Origin of the sequence: Pseudosulfitobacter sp. DSM 107133, assembly GCF_022788695.1 — a bacterium.
In the GTDB taxonomy this organism is placed as follows: Bacteria; Pseudomonadota; Alphaproteobacteria; order Rhodobacterales; family Rhodobacteraceae; genus Pseudosulfitobacter.
Map to the genome: position 1 here is coordinate 2,501,827 of NZ_CP085154.1, position 16,041 is coordinate 2,517,867.

The 16,041-nt window shown below is 61.9% G+C and carries 12 protein-coding genes, 1 tRNA gene, 1 pseudogene and 1 riboswitch; of the genes and pseudogenes, 9 read left to right on the forward strand and 5 right to left on the reverse strand.

The annotated features are described in order from the left end of the window. Position 1: 1 nt before the first annotated feature. Positions 2 to 493, reverse strand: coding sequence for a division/cell wall cluster transcriptional repressor MraZ (gene mraZ / locus DSM107133_RS12245; RefSeq protein ID WP_114291420.1), 492 nt, complete (start codon positions 491 to 493; stop codon positions 2 to 4). 881 nt (positions 494 to 1,374) lie between these two features. Between mraZ and DSM107133_RS12250 the strand changes: the two genes are divergently transcribed. Continuing rightward, positions 1,375 to 1,590, forward strand: a complete 216-nt coding sequence (locus tag DSM107133_RS12250; RefSeq protein WP_243253553.1) for a hypothetical protein — start codon at positions 1,375 to 1,377, stop codon at positions 1,588 to 1,590. 236 nt (positions 1,591 to 1,826) lie between these two features. Next, a pseudogene (locus tag DSM107133_RS12255) lies at positions 1,827 to 2,602 on the forward strand (IS5 family transposase). Between the two features lie 21 nt (positions 2,603 to 2,623). Here DSM107133_RS12255 and DSM107133_RS12260 read toward each other — a convergent pair. Next, the gene (locus DSM107133_RS12260; RefSeq protein ID WP_114294496.1) at positions 2,624 to 3,700 is read right to left on the reverse strand and encodes an Mrp/NBP35 family ATP-binding protein; all 1,077 of its coding nucleotides are present in this window, start codon (positions 3,698 to 3,700) and stop codon (positions 2,624 to 2,626) included. Positions 3,701 to 3,931: 231 nt separating this feature from the next. Between DSM107133_RS12260 and DSM107133_RS12265 the strand changes: the two genes are divergently transcribed. Then, entirely contained in the window at positions 3,932 to 4,159 is a 228-nt protein-coding gene (locus DSM107133_RS12265; RefSeq protein WP_114294567.1) for a DUF1127 domain-containing protein, read from the forward strand. A 593-nt stretch (positions 4,160 to 4,752) separates the two neighbouring features. Continuing rightward, positions 4,753 to 5,451, forward strand: coding sequence for a hypothetical protein (locus tag DSM107133_RS12270; RefSeq protein WP_205387858.1), 699 nt, complete (start codon positions 4,753 to 4,755; stop codon positions 5,449 to 5,451). 81 nt (positions 5,452 to 5,532) lie between these two features. Here DSM107133_RS12270 and DSM107133_RS12275 read toward each other — a convergent pair whose 3' ends face one another. Beyond that, complete coding sequence (locus DSM107133_RS12275; protein ID WP_114294499.1) at positions 5,533 to 5,817, reverse strand: hypothetical protein; 285 nt, start codon at positions 5,815 to 5,817, stop codon at positions 5,533 to 5,535. A 106-nt stretch (positions 5,818 to 5,923) separates the two neighbouring features. After that, positions 5,924 to 6,119, reverse strand: a riboswitch (cobalamin riboswitch). Between the two features lie 157 nt (positions 6,120 to 6,276). Then, on the reverse strand, positions 6,277 to 8,901 hold the full coding sequence (locus DSM107133_RS12280) for a UvrD-helicase domain-containing protein (RefSeq protein WP_114294500.1): 2,625 nt from the start codon (positions 8,899 to 8,901) through the stop codon (positions 6,277 to 6,279). Positions 8,902 to 9,307: 406 nt separating this feature from the next. Here DSM107133_RS12280 and DSM107133_RS12285 point away from each other — a divergent pair, with 406 nt between their 5' ends. The 5 genes from DSM107133_RS12285 to DSM107133_RS12305 all read left to right on the forward strand — a co-directional run bounded on the left by DSM107133_RS12285 (position 9,308) and on the right by DSM107133_RS12305 (position 15,493). Next, positions 9,308 to 12,745, forward strand: a complete 3,438-nt coding sequence (locus DSM107133_RS12285) for a pyruvate carboxylase (protein WP_114294501.1) — start codon at positions 9,308 to 9,310, stop codon at positions 12,743 to 12,745. Positions 12,746 to 12,816: 71 nt separating this feature from the next. Then, a complete protein-coding gene (locus DSM107133_RS12290) occupies positions 12,817 to 13,212 on the forward strand; it encodes a VOC family protein (RefSeq protein ID WP_114294502.1) in 396 nt (131 codons plus the stop codon). 98 nt (positions 13,213 to 13,310) lie between these two features. Next, a tRNA-Gly gene (locus DSM107133_RS12295) sits at positions 13,311 to 13,385 on the forward strand. Between the two features lie 221 nt (positions 13,386 to 13,606). After that, on the forward strand, positions 13,607 to 14,566 hold the full coding sequence (locus DSM107133_RS12300; RefSeq protein ID WP_114294503.1) for a DNA cytosine methyltransferase: 960 nt from the start codon (positions 13,607 to 13,609) through the stop codon (positions 14,564 to 14,566). A gap of 33 nt (positions 14,567 to 14,599) precedes the next feature. Continuing rightward, positions 14,600 to 15,493, forward strand: coding sequence for a NaeI family type II restriction endonuclease (locus DSM107133_RS12305; RefSeq protein WP_114294504.1), 894 nt, complete (start codon positions 14,600 to 14,602; stop codon positions 15,491 to 15,493). A 195-nt stretch (positions 15,494 to 15,688) separates the two neighbouring features. Here DSM107133_RS12305 and DSM107133_RS12310 read toward each other — a convergent pair whose 3' ends face one another. Continuing rightward, entirely contained in the window at positions 15,689 to 15,928 is a 240-nt protein-coding gene (locus tag DSM107133_RS12310; RefSeq protein ID WP_028956017.1) for an Lrp/AsnC ligand binding domain-containing protein, read from the reverse strand. Between the last annotated feature and the right edge of the window lie 113 nt (positions 15,929 to 16,041).

Consider the following 16,041-nt stretch of genomic DNA (forward strand, 5'->3'; position numbering starts at 1 on the left):
TCTAGTCCAGCTCCCCGTCCAAGTAGACGGAGGGATCAAGGTCCGGGTCATATCCATCACCCTCAAGGTCGTCATGGACCGCGTCAAAGGTTTCGGGGTTCCAGATCTCAAAGGTATCGCCGGAGGCGGCAAAGCGGGCCATGTCGGTCAGGCCGATCTTTTCGCGCAGGCGTGCGGAAAGGACGATGCGTCCCGTGTCGTCCACCACGGTTTCGATGGCCTGCGTCGAATACAGACGCTCCATCGCCTTGCGCTTGGCCGAACCGCGCGGATGTTTCGAGATTTTCTCGTCGACCTCGTCCATAGCTTCGATGGTAAAACCTTCGAGGTAAGACCGGGTTTTGCCGCCATAGACAATGATGATGCGGGGAGGCAGGCCCTCTTTCCACTCAGGGTCGGATCCTTCGATCACACGGCGAAAAGAGGCCGGGATCGAGACCCTGCCCTTTGCGTCCACCTTGTGGTCGCTTTCGCCTCTGAACCTGCGTGCCATCTGGCCTGGTCCGTCCCAATGTTGCGCCCGTTATGGTTCGGGCTTGTGTGTCTCGCGCCCCCGCGAATGCTGTCCCCGGTGCTTGAAATGGAAACGGCGAGTTGATCTGCTGCCACTGATCAACTCGCCGCCCTCGTCCCGCTGTGCGGGATGTCCAGCTGCGCGCGCCACCTGGGGGGATGTCTGCTCGCTCGCGCGCCGGATCTTTGGTCTGATGAAAGCGAGGTGCCTGTATGAAACCTGCTAGAGTTTTGTTTGTCTGCCTGGGGTCGTTTGGTGCCCCGTGTCTCGTCCTCATCCGATGAACAAGTGATGGCATGGGAATTCATGGGCGGCAATAGTTTTTTATGGGCAAGAGCCACTAACTGTTGTTCAGCGCCAAAGTTATACACAACATATTGTGGGTAAAAATCGGCGGAAATTGGCTCAATTTGTTTAAACTTTGGACTTCTGCACAATATATTGTGCCACCGTGATCCAAAACCTTCTGGCCCATAAATTCCCAAAAAACTTATCCACAGAAGCGGCCAGAATCTGATGTTTTCGTTACGTTCTCACCGCCGACAGGGGTACAAACGCGGAATCCACCCCAAATCCTATAGTCACGGTCCCGTGATTCGCAGATTTAAGATCGAATCCCAGTCCCGGACCATAAATTCCCATGAATCCCGCGCCAACCCGCCCCCGTCCTATAAAATCCCGCAAACCTGCGCTATCTGGCCGGATGGGGTGAAATTGCGAAACATGGCATCCCTGCGCGCGGCCCTTGTGATCTGGAATGACGCGCTGCGCGCTGGCGACGCAGGCGCTGTTCGTCGCGGGCGTGCTTTTACCGTTGTTTCTGGTCGCGGGTCTGATCCCTGCTCTGGCGCCTGTGGGCGATGGCCGCGACGACAGTGGCCTGCACGTTCTTCGAATTGATCCAGATCCACCGCATCGCGCGCGCTACCGGTCCGGAGATTATCCCCGCGCTGAACATCCTGCTGGCTCTGGCACGGACTTACCTGCTGCTGCGGATGGGACCCGTGCTCACTTCAGCAACGCGGGGCGCAGCGGTCGCGGGCATGGTGCCACGCTCGGCTGGGTGGCCGCTCTGACGCTGGCTTGCGGCGCATTTCTGGCTTTGATCAAACAAGCGCCGGGGGCATTCCCACTGCTCATTTCGGTGTTTTGGTTTGGCTGGACAATGCTCGCACTCAGCGTGCTGGGCGCGGCTTGCATATATATAGAGGCAAACCGCGCAAAGGATTAGGGTCTGGACCCTAGGTCACATACCCATAAAAGGGATTCACAGACTTTAGAAAACGTGATTCACTTTCCGGCAAATGTGGAGGTGAGAATGGCACGTTTTGATTTGACAGATTTTGAATGGTCGGTGATCCAGCCGTTGCTGCCGACGAAGGTGCGCGGCAAGCCGCGTGTGGATGACCGGCGGGTTTTGAACGGCATCTTCTGGCGCTTGCGGACTGGTGCGCCCTGGGCAGACATTCCTGCCCGATACGGGCCGCATACGACCTGTGTGAACCGCTTCAACCGCTGGCGGCGTGCGGGTCACTGGGCGCGTATTCTTGAAGCAATATCAGAGGCATATGAGGGTGAGGTGCAAATGATTGACAGCTCCTCCATCCGGGTACACCAACAGGGCGCAAATGGCCCTAAAAAAGGGGGCGATCCGATTGCCTGGGTCGCTCAAGGGGCGGGCTGACAACGAAAATCCACGCTTTGGTGGACGCGCTTGGCCGCCCGATCCGGCTCATGCTGACGGCTGGGCAGGCCTATGATGGACACGCGGCAGAGCAGATGCTGGATCGACTGAAAGAAGGCTGCAGCGTGCTGGCGGATCGCGCCTATGACAGCAACGCGATCCGTGATTTGATCGCCAAACAGAAGGCGCAAGCCGTGATCCCTTCGATGCCGCAACGCAATCCTGTCATCCCGCATGATCGCGAGCGTTACAAAGCACGCAACGCAGTGGAGCGTTTCTTCAACAAACTCAAAAACTTCCGCGCGGTAGCAACAAGATATGACAAACGCGATGATAATTTCCTCGCATCCATACAACTCGCGTCAATCAGGATCTGGTTGCGAACTTATGAGTCGGTGACCTAGGGGCAGGACCCTAAGTAGCGATCACGCCATGCCGCCGTCGATCAGCCCCTTGGCAATCCGCGCATAGGCCTGCGCCATCGGCCCATCGCCGGCAGCCACGGGCGTTCCGTTGTCGCCCGCAAGCCGCGTTTCCAGATCAATCGGCAATGCGCCCAAAAGCGGCACCCCCATTTTCTGCGCCTCGGCCGCCACGCCGCCGGTGCCAAAGATCTCGTGTTGCGCGCCACAATCAGGGCAGACGAACATCGACATATTCTCGATCAGGCCCAGCACAGGCGTTTTCAGCGTCTTGAACATATCCAGCGCCTTGCGCGCATCAATCAGCGCCACGTCCTGCGGCGTGCTGACCACGATGGCCCCCGTCAGTTCGGATTTGGTACACAGCGTCAGCTGCACATCGCCCGTGCCCGGCGGCAGGTCGACCAGCAGCACGTCCAGTTCGCCCCACTGCACCTGCCCCAACATCTGCTGCAACGCGCCCATCAGCATCGGCCCCCGCCAGACCACGGCCTTGCCCTCTTCCATCATGAAACCGATGGACATCAGCGTGACACCATGGGCATGCAGCGGGATGATGGTCTTGCCGTCGGGCGATGCGGGACGTTTGTTCACGCCCATCATCCGCGGCTGTGACGGACCATAGATGTCCGCATCCAGCAGGCCGACCTTGCGGCCCTGTTTGGCCAGCGCCACGGCAAGGTTCGACGACACGGTGGATTTGCCCACCCCGCCCTTGCCAGACCCGATGGCCAGAATGCGCTGCACGCCCGACGGCTTGGTCGGGCCGTCCTGCGGCTTGGGGTGGCCGCCGATCTTCAGGCTGGGGGGCGGTGTCGAGGGTTTGGCGGCGGGACCGTGGGCGGTCAACGCCACCTGTACGCTGTCCACGCCCGGCACAGCCGCCACCGCAGCCTGCGCCGCCTCGCGCACCGCGCCCATGGCCTGCGCGGCCTCGGGCGTCGGGGCCTCGATGACAAAACGCACGGCGCTGCCGTCGATCTGGATGGCACGAATCAAATCGCGGCTGATCAGGTCGCCGCCATCCGGCAGGGCGACTCGTTTCAGGGCGGCGGTGATCAGATCGTTTGTAAGTTTCATGTGATACCTCTGTTCAGAGCCATTGTTGTGTCAGTTAGAGCCGCAGGTGCAACCCCTAACGGCGACCTGCACAAGCCTTGGGCGCTTTAAGAAAATAGGTCAGCGCTCCCTATGCATTTGCTGCATGGCAGCAATGTTTATACGTCTATTGTGCAAGCGCAGCATTCGACTAAATTGAGGTCAACATGAACGCAAACGAACATGAAACACACATCCGAGGCACCGACGAACATGGCCTATCTGAACCAAACCACAACATACGGCAGCTTGACCGAGCGCCTGCTGGCAACAACAGCCCGCATTCTGGACGCCGCAGCAGCCCGCCAAGCCAAACGCGCGGTTTACCGCAAAACATTCAACGAGCTGGCTGGCCTGGGCGATCGCGACCTGCTTGACCTCGGCATCCACCGCTCGCAGATCCGCCGGATTGCAACCGAAGCCGCCTACGGCGCGCAGTAACACAGAATTCGAGGGTTTCCACCTCCTCCCGGACCCCCTCGTCACGACGCGGCGACATCTCTCCTCCTCCCTGATGTCGCCGCAGAAATTCCCCGATCAGACGGGGATCGACATCGCTGCAGGGTCTCTCCTCCTCCCTGACCTGCGCAGTGACTAACACGGCGACACCGCTCCTCCCTCAGGTGTCGCCGTACAAAATACCCCGGTCATACGGGGAAACGGATCGCCTCTCGGGTCTCTCCTCCTCCCTGACCCGGCGGTGAACAAGGCGGCGGCCCTTCCTCCCAAGTGTCGCCGCACCTTCTACCCCGATCAAACGGGGATACAGATCGCCACCTGGCCTCTCCTCCTCCCTGGCCCGGTGGTGAAAATACGCGGCGAACCCTCCTCCCAGGTGACGCCGCACCCTAAAATTGTCGGGCCTTTCCTCCTCCCTGGTCCCGACAGTTGCAAAGGCGGCGGTCCCATCCTCCCGGGGCCGCCGTTTTTTTATGTCCGGTGAAAACCGCGACCCTGCAGGCGCGTGTTGTGCGACCCTTGGGTTTGAGGCACATTCAGCCGACAGGGCATGGCCCGCGACATCCCAAGGGGACATGATGCCGGAACTGATGGAAAACAGCGTGGTCTTCGGCATTCTGGCAGCGCTTTTGTCGCGCTTCATTCCTGTGCGGGGCACGCCAAAACGACCGGTCCCCTTCTGGGGCAGCGTATTGATCGGCATTGTTGCCGCCTATGTCGGCCCGCCCGCATTGGACATCTTGCAGCGCCTGTGGCGCGCCTTGCCGTTCCTGCCGGTGATCACCGAGGGCATGGTGTTTTTGGGCGGCTTCGTGTTTTTCGTCATGCACTATATGTTCGAGGGCAAAGACAAACCGCGCCGTGTTCCGGTCCGGGCCAGTCTGGCCACGGCTGTCGTCGTGGCCCTTGTGCTGCCCTGGGTGCTGTTCAAGACGACCGGCACCTATCAGCAGATATCCTACCGGGCGAATGTGGACCATTGCACCAGCGGGATGCGCGGGCAGGTGCAGCCGCGCGACGTGACCAACACCTGCGATTTTACGATTGTGGTCGGCCTGTGCATGCCGGACGAGCGGAACCCCGAGACATGCCGGCAATCGGTCACATTGGCCCCCGGAGCGGTTGCCCGTTTTGACCCCGGCGAAGCGCGGCTGTCGTATAATCCCGGAAATCGCGACGGGTTGACCGTGGTCGCCTGCCGCCCGCCAAGCCGCCCGTCGCGCGCGCTGACACAGGTGGGGCGCAGTCACGAAGGTGTTTGCCTGCCGGGTTAATTCAACCCACGCCTTTAGTGCGAAGGATGCGCCGCGTCGTCCCGGCACACCTCGATACCGGCAAGAGCGGTTGCGCGAACCTCAGTGCAACACCCGCCGCCCCGCAGCCCCGCCACGGCGCTGCGGCGTGGGCACATGTCGCGTTGCTGCTTCGATATGGTCCAGAAAGGCCGTAACTGCCGGCCCCGGATTGTCATAATCCCAATGCGCCAGCACTTCACGCGCCGCCTGTCCGGGGCGCACATCCTGTGGCAGGGTGAACACCCATTCCAGAAACCCCGCCCGCGCTGCCGCATCGCCGTCGGCACCCGCACCAATGCCGGCATCATCCAGATCGGCAAGCCCTGCCACGATCTTTGAAAACATCTGTCGTCCTTTCCCGTCACGCCCCGTGACCTGTTCAATTGGACGGATGGTGCGGAAAGGGCAGCACGGAAACAGGCCCATGCACAGCCGCTTCCATCGCCACCCGCGATTCACGTACACCCAAGGCTGGTTTCCGGGCTTGGGGCGGGTGGCCTTGCGGCCCGCAATTGACACCTTCCCGGGGAACGCCCCAGTGGCCTTGCCAGTCACATCCCACCCTCACCGTTGCGGGGGCAGCGCCGGAATCACACCGGCTTCCCAATTCTCCGCCCGTGGGCGGCACCTTGGATGTTCAGACTATTGTTGCTGCTGATTCACCACAAGCCCAAAGACGGCAGCACACGACCATTTGCGACCCTGGAGCGTCCGGCCTTAAACATGAATCACTTGTTCGCTGCCTTCGCCTGCGGCGGGGCGCGAAAAGTGATGTGCGATGCCTCAGGGTAATGGCCGGACGCTTTAGAACGGAATGTCGTCAGCGCCGGTGATGAACTTCGACACGACCTTTTTGGTCCCCGCCTTTTCAAAGTCGATCTCCAGCTTGTCGCCCTCGATTCCCACAACCGCACCATAGCCGAACTTCTGGTGAAACACCCGTTCGCCCACGGTAAAGCTGCTGAGTGCACTGGCGTCGATGGTGGTGTTACGGCTTTCGCGCGGCTGGCTGACCGAGCGGTCCTGACTGCGCGCCTGCAAGCGCCGCCATCCGGGGGAATTATAGACATTGGCCTCGGCCGCCGCTTCGTGCAGGCGGGATCGCACACCGGCCATGCCTGCGGCACCGTAATTGCCCCCATGCAGCCCCGGCGGGGTCAGCACGTCGACATGATCGGCGGGCAATTCGTCGATAAACCGCGAGGGCAGCGCCGACTGCCACTGGCCAAACACAAAGCGGTTGGAGACAAAGGAAATCGTGCAGACCTCCTCGGCGCGGGTGATGCCGACATAGGCAAGGCGGCGCTCTTCCTCCAGCCCCTTGACCCCGCTTTCATCCATCGAACGTTGCGACGGGAACAGGCCGTCCTCCCAACCGGGCAGGAACACCATGGGGAATTCCAGCCCCTTGGCCGCGTGCAGGGTCATGATGCTGACCTTGGCACCCTCGCCTTCCTGCTCGTTGTCCATGATCAGGCTGACGTGTTCCAGAAACCCTTGCAGGTTTTCGAAATTGTGCAGCTGGTTGATCAGCTCCTTGAGGTTCTCCAGCCGCCCCGGCGCCTCGGGTGTCTTGTCGTTCTGCCAGTGGGCGGTATAGCCGCTGTCATCCAGAATCACCTCGGCCAGTTCGATATGGGTATAGTCGGGCGCGGTGTCGGTTTCGGTGTCCACCACGCTGTCGTCATCGTCCAGAATGCGGGTGCCATTGGCCCGCAGCATCGCAGACCACCGGTCGATCCCCTCGACCAGCTTGCGCAGTTCGGCACCACCCTTGCCCTTGATCAGCCCTTGTTCAACCGCGATCCGCGCCCCTTCGACCAGGTTCACGCCATTCGCCCGCGCCGTGATCTGAATGGTCTGCTGCGCCTTGTCGCCAAGGCCGCGCTTTGGCGTGTTGACGATACGTTCAAACGCCAGATCATTGTCCGGCGACACCACGACGCGAAAATAGGCCATCGCGTCCCTGATCTCCAACCGCTCGTAAAAGCGCGGGCCACCGATCACGCGGTAGGGCAGACCGATGGTCAGGAACCGGTCCTCGAACGCGCGCATCTGGTGCGAGGCGCGGACGAGGATGGCGATTTCGTCGAGGTCAAACTTTTGAAACGCCGGTGGAAGCGGTTGATTATCCTCATATCTTCCGACCAATTCCCACATTAAACGGCGGGATTTTTGGTCCGTGAAAGGACTGTTTTGAAACCGCATTCTTGCGAACAACTCTTCAGGCGTTTTCACTCCATTCAGAGCATCCTGCTTCGCAAGACGCTCGAACTCTTGAAGAATACTCTTCGAGCGAGGATTATTGCGGCTGACCGCGTGTTTTGATGTGCCACGCTGCGCCGCCTCGATCTCTTCACCGATCCAGCGCGCCTCTTCCTCACCGTCCCAATGGCCGATCAGGCGCACCATCTCGCCCTCGGTCTCTTCGGTCCACAGCGTCTTGCCCAGACGGTCGGTGTTGCCCGCAATCACCCCCGAGGCCGCAGCCAGAATATGCGGGGTCGAGCGGTAGTTCTGTTCCAGCCGCACCACATGCGACCCCGGAAAATCCTTTTCAAACCGCAGGATGTTGCCCACCTCGGCCCCGCGCCAGCCATAGATCGACTGGTCGTCGTCGCCCACGCAACAGATGTTCTTGTGCCCGCCCGCCAGCAGCCGCAGCCACAGGTATTGGGCCACGTTGGTGTCCTGATATTCGTCCACCAGAATGTATTTGAACCAACGCTGGTACTGCTCCAGCACGTCGGGGTGTTTCTGGAAGATCGTGACCATGTGCAACAGCAGGTCACCGAAATCGGTGGCGTTCAGGTCGATCAGGCGGCGCTGGTATTGGGCATACAGCTCCACGCCCTTGTGATTGTAGGCCCCCGCATCCGCCGACGGGATCTTGTCCGGCGTCAGGGCGCGGTTTTTCCATGCGTCGATGACACCGGCCAGTTGCCGCGCGGGCCAGCGTTTGTCGTCAATGCCCGCCGCACTGACCAGTTGTTTCAGCAGGCGCAGCTGGTCGTCGGTGTCCAGAATGGTAAAGTTCGACTTCAGCCCCACCAGTTCCGCGTGCCGCCGCAACAGTTTCACACAGATGGCGTGGAACGTGCCCAGCCACGGCATGCCTTCGATCTGCTGGCCCAGCATCTGGCCCACGCGGATTTTCATCTCGCGCGCGGCCTTGTTGGTAAAGGTCACCGCCAGCACTTCGTTCGGGCGCGCCCGTCCTGTCATTAACAAATGCACGATTCGCGCGGTCAGGGCGCGGGTCTTGCCGGTGCCCGCCCCTGCCAGCATCAGCACGGGGCCGTCCATCTGTTCGACCGCGGCACGTTGGGCGGGGTTCAACCCGTCAAGATAGGGTTGCGGACGCGCGGCCATGGCGCGGGCGGACAGCGAAGCGCCCTCGAAGGCGTCCATTTCATCGAAACTGCTCATGTAGGTCGATATACAGATACCACGGCCCAAGGGAAAGGGTGTTCTATGGATGTTCTCGCCACAAAGCGCCCGATAACTGCTGCTTTGACAAGGCATCACGCCGCGTCCTGGCTCCGCCTGAGACCCGCGGAAACGCTGCTTGATTTGCCAGGACGCCCAAAATTTCAGCAATGCAACAGCACCTGCCCGATCCCCGGGACATGGCCACCAACAGGGGCGGGGATTCCCCTGAAATCCTCCGGCCCGCGCGGGTTCGGCTGAGTCTTTGCGCTAACATGTCCGGCAGCAGACCGGATGCGCCGCAAACAGGCTTCGCGACGGTGCCATTGGGTTGTAACAGTCGCGTAAATTGACCTACACCCTGCGTGAACACCATCAGGCCGTTACTTATACAAGGATGTCCACTTTGACCGAGTTTTCCAAGATCCTCATTGCCAACCGGGGTGAAATCGCCATCCGCATCATGCGTGCGGCCAACGAGATGGGCAAAAAGACGGTGGCCGTCTTTGCCGAAGAGGACAAGCTGGGGCTGCACCGGTTCAAGGCGGACGAAGCCTATCGCATTGGCGAGGGGCTGGGGCCGGTGGCGGCCTATCTGAGCATCGAGGAAATCATCCGCGTGGCCCGCATGTCGGGCGCCGATGCGATCCACCCGGGTTACGGGCTGTTGTCGGAAAACCCCGATTTCGTTGATGCCTGCGACGCGGCGGGCATTACCTTTATCGGGCCCAAGGCCGAGACCATGCGCGCCCTTGGCGACAAAGCCAGCGCGCGGCGTGTGGCGGTCGAGGCCGGTGTGCCGGTGATCCCCGCGACCGAAGTGCTGGGCACCGACATGGACGCGATCCGCGCCGAGGCGGCAGAGGTCGGCTATCCGCTGATGCTGAAAGCGTCGTGGGGCGGTGGCGGACGCGGCATGCGTCCGATCAACGCGCCCGAAGAGCTGGAAGAAAAGGTGCTGGAAGGTCGGCGCGAGGCCGAAGCCGCCTTTGGCAACGGCGAGGGCTATCTGGAAAAGATGATCCTGCGCGCCCGCCACGTCGAGGTGCAGATCCTGGGCGACAAACATGGCGGCATGTACCACCTGTTTGAGCGCGACTGTTCCGTGCAGCGGCGCAACCAGAAGGTCGTGGAACGCGCCCCCGCCCCCTATCTGACCGCAGAGCAGCGCGAGGAGATTTGCGCGCTTGGCTATAAAATCTGCAAACATGTGAACTATGAATGCGCGGGCACCGTCGAATTCCTGATGGATATGGACGACGGCAAATTCTACTTCATCGAAGTGAACCCGCGCGTGCAGGTCGAACATACCGTCACCGAAGAAGTCACCGGCATCGACATCGTGCGCGCCCAGATCCTGATCGCCGAGGGCAAGAGCATTGCCGACGCCACCGGCAAGGCCAGCCAGAGCGACGTGACCCTGAACGGCCACGCCCTGCAAACCCGGATCACCACCGAGGACCCGCAGAACAACTTTATCCCCGACTATGGCCGCATCACCGCCTACCGCTCGGCCACGGGCCTGGGCATCCGTCTGGACGGCGGCACGGCTTACGCGGGCGGCGTCATCACCCGCTATTACGACAGCCTGCTGACCAAGGTCACCGCCAAGGCCCCCACGCCCGAGATGGCCATCGCCCGCATGGACCGCGCCCTGCGCGAATTCCGTATTCGCGGCGTGTCCACCAACATCGCCTTCGTGGAAAACCTGCTGAAGCACCCGACCTTCCTCGATTACAGCTATACCACCAAGTTCATCGACACGACGCCCGAGCTGTTCCAGTTCTCGCGCCGGCGCGACCGTGGCACCAAGGTTCTGACCTATATCGCGGATATCACCGTGAACGGTCACCCCGAGACCAAGGACCGCCCGCTGCCCGCCAATGCCCGCGCCCCAAAGGCGCCCGCCGCGACGCATGAACCAACCATGGGCACGCGCAACCTGCTGGAGCAAAAGGGCGCGCAGGCCGTGGCCGACTGGATGAAGGCGCAAAAGCAGCTGCTGCTGACCGACACCACCATGCGCGACGGGCACCAGTCGTTGCTGGCGACGCGGATGCGCTCGATCGACATGATCAAGGCAGCTCCCGCCTATGCCTCCAACCTGCCACAGCTGTTCAGTGTCGAATGCTGGGGCGGTGCGACATTCGATGTGGCCTATCGGTTCTTGCAGGAATGCCCCTGGCAGCGCCTGCGCGACCTGCGCAAGGCGATGCCCAATGTGATGACCCAGATGCTGCTGCGCGCCAGCAACGGCGTGGGCTACACCAACTATCCCGACAACGTGGTCCAGTTCTTTGTGAAGCAGGCCGCCGAAAGCGGTGTTGACGTGTTCCGCGTGTTCGACAGCCTGAACTGGGTTGAAAACATGCGCGTGGCCATGGACGCGGTCGTGGACAGCGGCAAGGTCTGCGAGGGCACGATCTGCTATACCGGTGATCTGCTGAACCCCGAGCGCGCGAAATACGACCTGAAGTATTACGTGCAGATGGGTCAGGACCTGAAGGCCGCAGGCGCGCATGTGCTGGGCCTGAAGGACATGGCGGGCCTGCTGAAACCCGCCGCGGCCAAGGCGCTGATCGGGGCGCTGAAGCAAGAGGTCGGCCTGCCGATCCACTTCCACACGCACGACACCTCGGGTGCGGCGGCGGCCACGGTGATGGCGGCGACGGATGCGGGTGTGGATGCGGTCGATGCGGCGATGGATGCCTTCTCGGGCGGCACCTCGCAGCCCTGCCTTGGCTCGATCGTCGAGGCACTGCGCAACACGCCCCGCGACACCGGGCTGGACATGGCCGCCGTGCGCGAGATGTCGGACTATTGGGAAGGCGTGCGCGCGCAATATGCGGCGTTCGAGAGCGGCCTGATGGCCCCGGCGTCCGAGGTCTACCTGCACGAGATGCCCGGCGGGCAGTTCACCAACCTCAAGGCGCAGGCGCGCTCGCTGGGGCTGGAGGACCGCTGGCACGAGGTGGCGCAGACCTATGCGGATGTGAACCAGATGTTCGGTGACATTGTGAAGGTCACGCCGTCCTCCAAGGTCGTGGGCGACATGGCCCTGATGATGGTCAGCCAGGGCCTGACCCGCGCGCAGGTCGAAGACCCCAAATCCGACGTGGCCTTTCCCGACAGCGTCGTGGACATGATGCGCGGCAACCTGGGCCAGCCTCCAGGCGGCTTCCCTGAAGGCATCCAGAAAAAGGTGCTGAAGGGCGAAAAGCCGTCGACCGACCGTCCCGGCCTGCACCTGAAACCTGTGGACATCGAAGCGACCCGCGCGCAGGTCATCAAGGAACTGGAAGGCAAGAAGATCGACGACGAGGATCTGGCCGGCTACCTGATGTATCCCAAGGTGTTCATGGACTACATGGGCCGTCACCGCAGCTATGGCCCGGTGCGCACCCTGCCCACGCATACGTTCTTTTACGGGATGTCCCCCAGCGAAGAGATCAGCGTGGAAATCGACCCCGGCAAGACCATGGAAATCCGCCTGCAAGCGGTGGGCGACACCGGCGAGGACGGCGAGGTGAAAGTGTTCTTTGAACTCAACGGCCAGCCGCGGGTGATCCGCGTGCCGAACCGTCTGGTCAAAGCCACCACCCAGCAGCGCCCCAAGGCGGAACTGGGCAACGCCAACCACATCGGCGCGCCGATGCCGGGCGTGGTGGCCACCGTGGCCACATCCGTGGGTGCGCAGGTCAAAGAGGGCGATCTGCTGCTGACCATCGAAGCGATGAAGATGGAAACCGGCATCCACGCCGAACGCAACGCCACGGTCAAGGCGGTGAACGTCCAGCCCGGAAGCCAGATCGACGCCAAGGATCTGCTGATCGAGCTGGAGTGAGGGGGGAAGCGGCCTGATATCTGCAAAACTCTGTCCGGCACTGCCGGGCAGAGCCGCAACCGGAGCGCCCCATGCAACACCTCGCCCTCATCTCCCTGCTGGTGCCCGACTATGACGATGGCATCGCCTTCTATGTCGGCCGGATGGGATTCGAGTTGCTGGAAGACACCGACTTGGGCGGCGGCAAACGTTGGGTGCGCGTCGCCCCTGCGGGGGCGCAAACCGCGTTCCTATTGGCCCGCGCGGTGGGCAAACGCCAGACTGACGCCATCGGCAATCAGGGCGGCGGGCGGGTCTGGCTGTTTTTGCAAACCGACGACTTCGCCGCCGATCATGCGCGCCTGCTGGCCGCCGGTGTCACGTTCGAGGAATCACCGCGCCACGAACCCTATGGCACCGTCGCCGTGATGCAGGACATTTTCGGCAACCGCTGGGACCTGATCCAGTTCGCAAATCCCGCCAACTGACCCCGCCCCCTGCGACAAGATGAACTTTTTTTGACGAACCTCAATTTTCCTCTTGCAGCCGGATGCCCGCGTTTGTAGATCAGCCCTACCAAAAGGAAGCGGGCGTAGCTCAGGGGTAGAGCATAACCTTGCCAAGGTTAGGGTCGGGCGTTCGAATCGCCTCGCCCGCTCCAATTTGGTCCTGCCCACCCACGCAGGAAACAGACAAGGCCGCCTTCGGGCGGCCTTGCTGCGTTTCGGGGTCCCGTTTTTTCCACAGCCACCCTGCCCCATTGCCCTTGCCGGAATCGCGCCCCGCCGGTAAGAACGAATAAAGAACACATATCACGCGGTGCGCGGGCTCTTGATCCTTGGGGGCCGACCCCGTTTTATGTGTGCAAAAAGGGCGATCGACATGCTGACATCTGTAGAACTTTGCGCCGGTGCCGGCGGTCAGGCCCTGGGTCTGGAACGCGCGGGCTTTGCCCATACGGCGCTGGTCGAGATCGACAAACATTGCTGCAACACCCTGCGCCACAACCGCCCCGAATGGAACGTTCTGGAAGAGGACATGCGAATCCTCAAGGAACGCGCGTCCGATTATCGTGGCATGGACCTGCTGGCCGGTGGCCTGCCCTGCCCGCCGTTTTCGGTGGCCGGCAAGCAACTGGGCGAACAGGACGAACGCAACCTGTTCAACGACGCGCTGGACATCGTGGCCGACGCCCGCCCCCGCGCGGTGATGATCGAAAACGTGCGCGGGTTTCTGGATGCCGTGTTCCACGACTACCGCGAAAAGCTGAAAACGCAGCTGGACAAGATGGGGTACAAGACCGACTGGCGGCTGTTGAATGCATCCGACTACGGCGTGCCGCAGCTTCGGCCCCGCGTGGTGATTGTCGCCGTGCAAAAAGAACGCGCCGATTTCTTCGACTGGCCCGATCCGCAGCCGCACAACCCACCCACCGTGGGCGAAACCCTGCGCGACCTGATGGCAGCGGGCGGCTGGCGCGGGGCCGATGATTGGGCCGCCAAGGCGGACGAGATTGCCCCCACCATCGTCGGCGGATCGAAAAAACACGGCGGCCCCGACCTTGGCCCCACCCGCGCGCGCGCCGCGTGGGCCACGCTGGGCGTCGAGGGGCGCACCATCGCGCCAGAAGCGCCCGATGCCCTGCATCAGGGAATGCCCCGCCTGACCGTGCCCATGGTGGCGCGCATTCAGGGCTTTCCCGACGACTGGCACTTTACCGGCGCGAAAACCAACGCTTACCGTCAGGTCGGCAACGCCTTTCCGCCCCCCGTGGCACAGGCCGTGTCGACCCAGATCGCCAAGGCCCTGCGCAAACGTGTGCTGCGCGCGGTGGCGGGCTGACGGTGCAAACCGCCCCGTCCCTGCCCTAGACCTGTGAAACAGTCGCTTCCCGACAGCATCGTCACCCCGGACCACCGCGATCACGCGCTGCTGTCCACCATCGCCGCCGACATCACCGCGCGTGCAGGCGGCCCCGAGACGCTGGCCACACAATTCGCCGCCATGCTGCGCCGCTGTGTCGATGATGTGATCATGACGCCCAAGACGGGGCGGCGGTCGTACGAGGAACTGGAAAAGACCGAGAAAACCTATATCGGCACGCGGGTCGAAATCGAACTGCGCGCCATGCTGCGCCTGCAACGGGGCAAGCTGGACACCGTTGTTCAGGGCCATGATGTCGACATCAAGAACACCATGGGCAGCAACTGGATGATCCCGACCGAGGCGATAGACCACCCTTGCATTCTGGTCGCCGCCGACGAGGTGCGCGCGCAATGCTATCTGGGGCTGATCGTGGCGCGGCCTGACTATCTGACCGCCGGCCAGAACAAGGACGCCAAGAAAAGCGTTTCAGCCCAAGGCTTTGCCAATATCCTGTGGCTGCTGCGCCATCATCCCTATCCGGCAAACTTCTGGCGCACCGTGCCGCCCGAGATTGTCCCGCAGATTTTCGCAGGCGCCTCGGGCAATCAGCGCATGGCGGCGCTGTTCCGGCACATTCAGGGCAAGCCCATCACCCGCGACGTGGTCGAAGCGGTGGCCCAGCAACAGGATTTCATGCGCCGCATACGCTCGGACAAGGGACGCGGCACCCGCGACCTGCTGGCGCGCGAAGGCATCGCGCTGCTGTCCGGCCACTATGATGCGCCGCTGATTGCCGCGTTGGGCCTGCCACACTGTACCGGCAGCGAGTTTGTGTCCTATCGGCCGGTCACGCGAGAGCAGGTCGATCTGGCGGCAGTTCATGGGGTGGTGCTGGACCTCTAGCGCCATTTTAACCGATCAGCGCAACACCAAGCGCCGCTGTCTTCCACCAAAGCCCGGAACAAGGTGCGCAGCACCGCCACGCCAAAGATTAGAAATAATGTGGTAACCATCGATGTTGCGATGCCCACCCGCGGTCAGGCGCTGCCCTCTTTGGCAAGGTCACGTTGTGTTCGGACCTGGCGTTCATAACCCGTCTTAAAACGCCTTGAACGTCATCGTGGTCAGCGACCGCTCGATCCCCTCGATGTCCAGCAAATGATCGTTGATATATTTGCCCACGTCCTCGCCTTCGGGAATATAGGCCTTCATCATCAGCTCGTAGTGGCCGCTGGTCGAATACAGTTCCGAATGGATCTCGCGCAGGGCGATCTCCTTGGCCACCTTATAGGTCGTTCCCGGCTTGCACTGGATCTGGATGAAAACACATGTGGACATAGGGCCTCCGGGGCGGTTGATGTGGTTGTATTGCTGGCACAAATACACCGCCCTGCGCAATCCCTGCCGCGCGCTCTTGGCCTGCGCAAATCCTGCGCCTATAAGGGCGACGC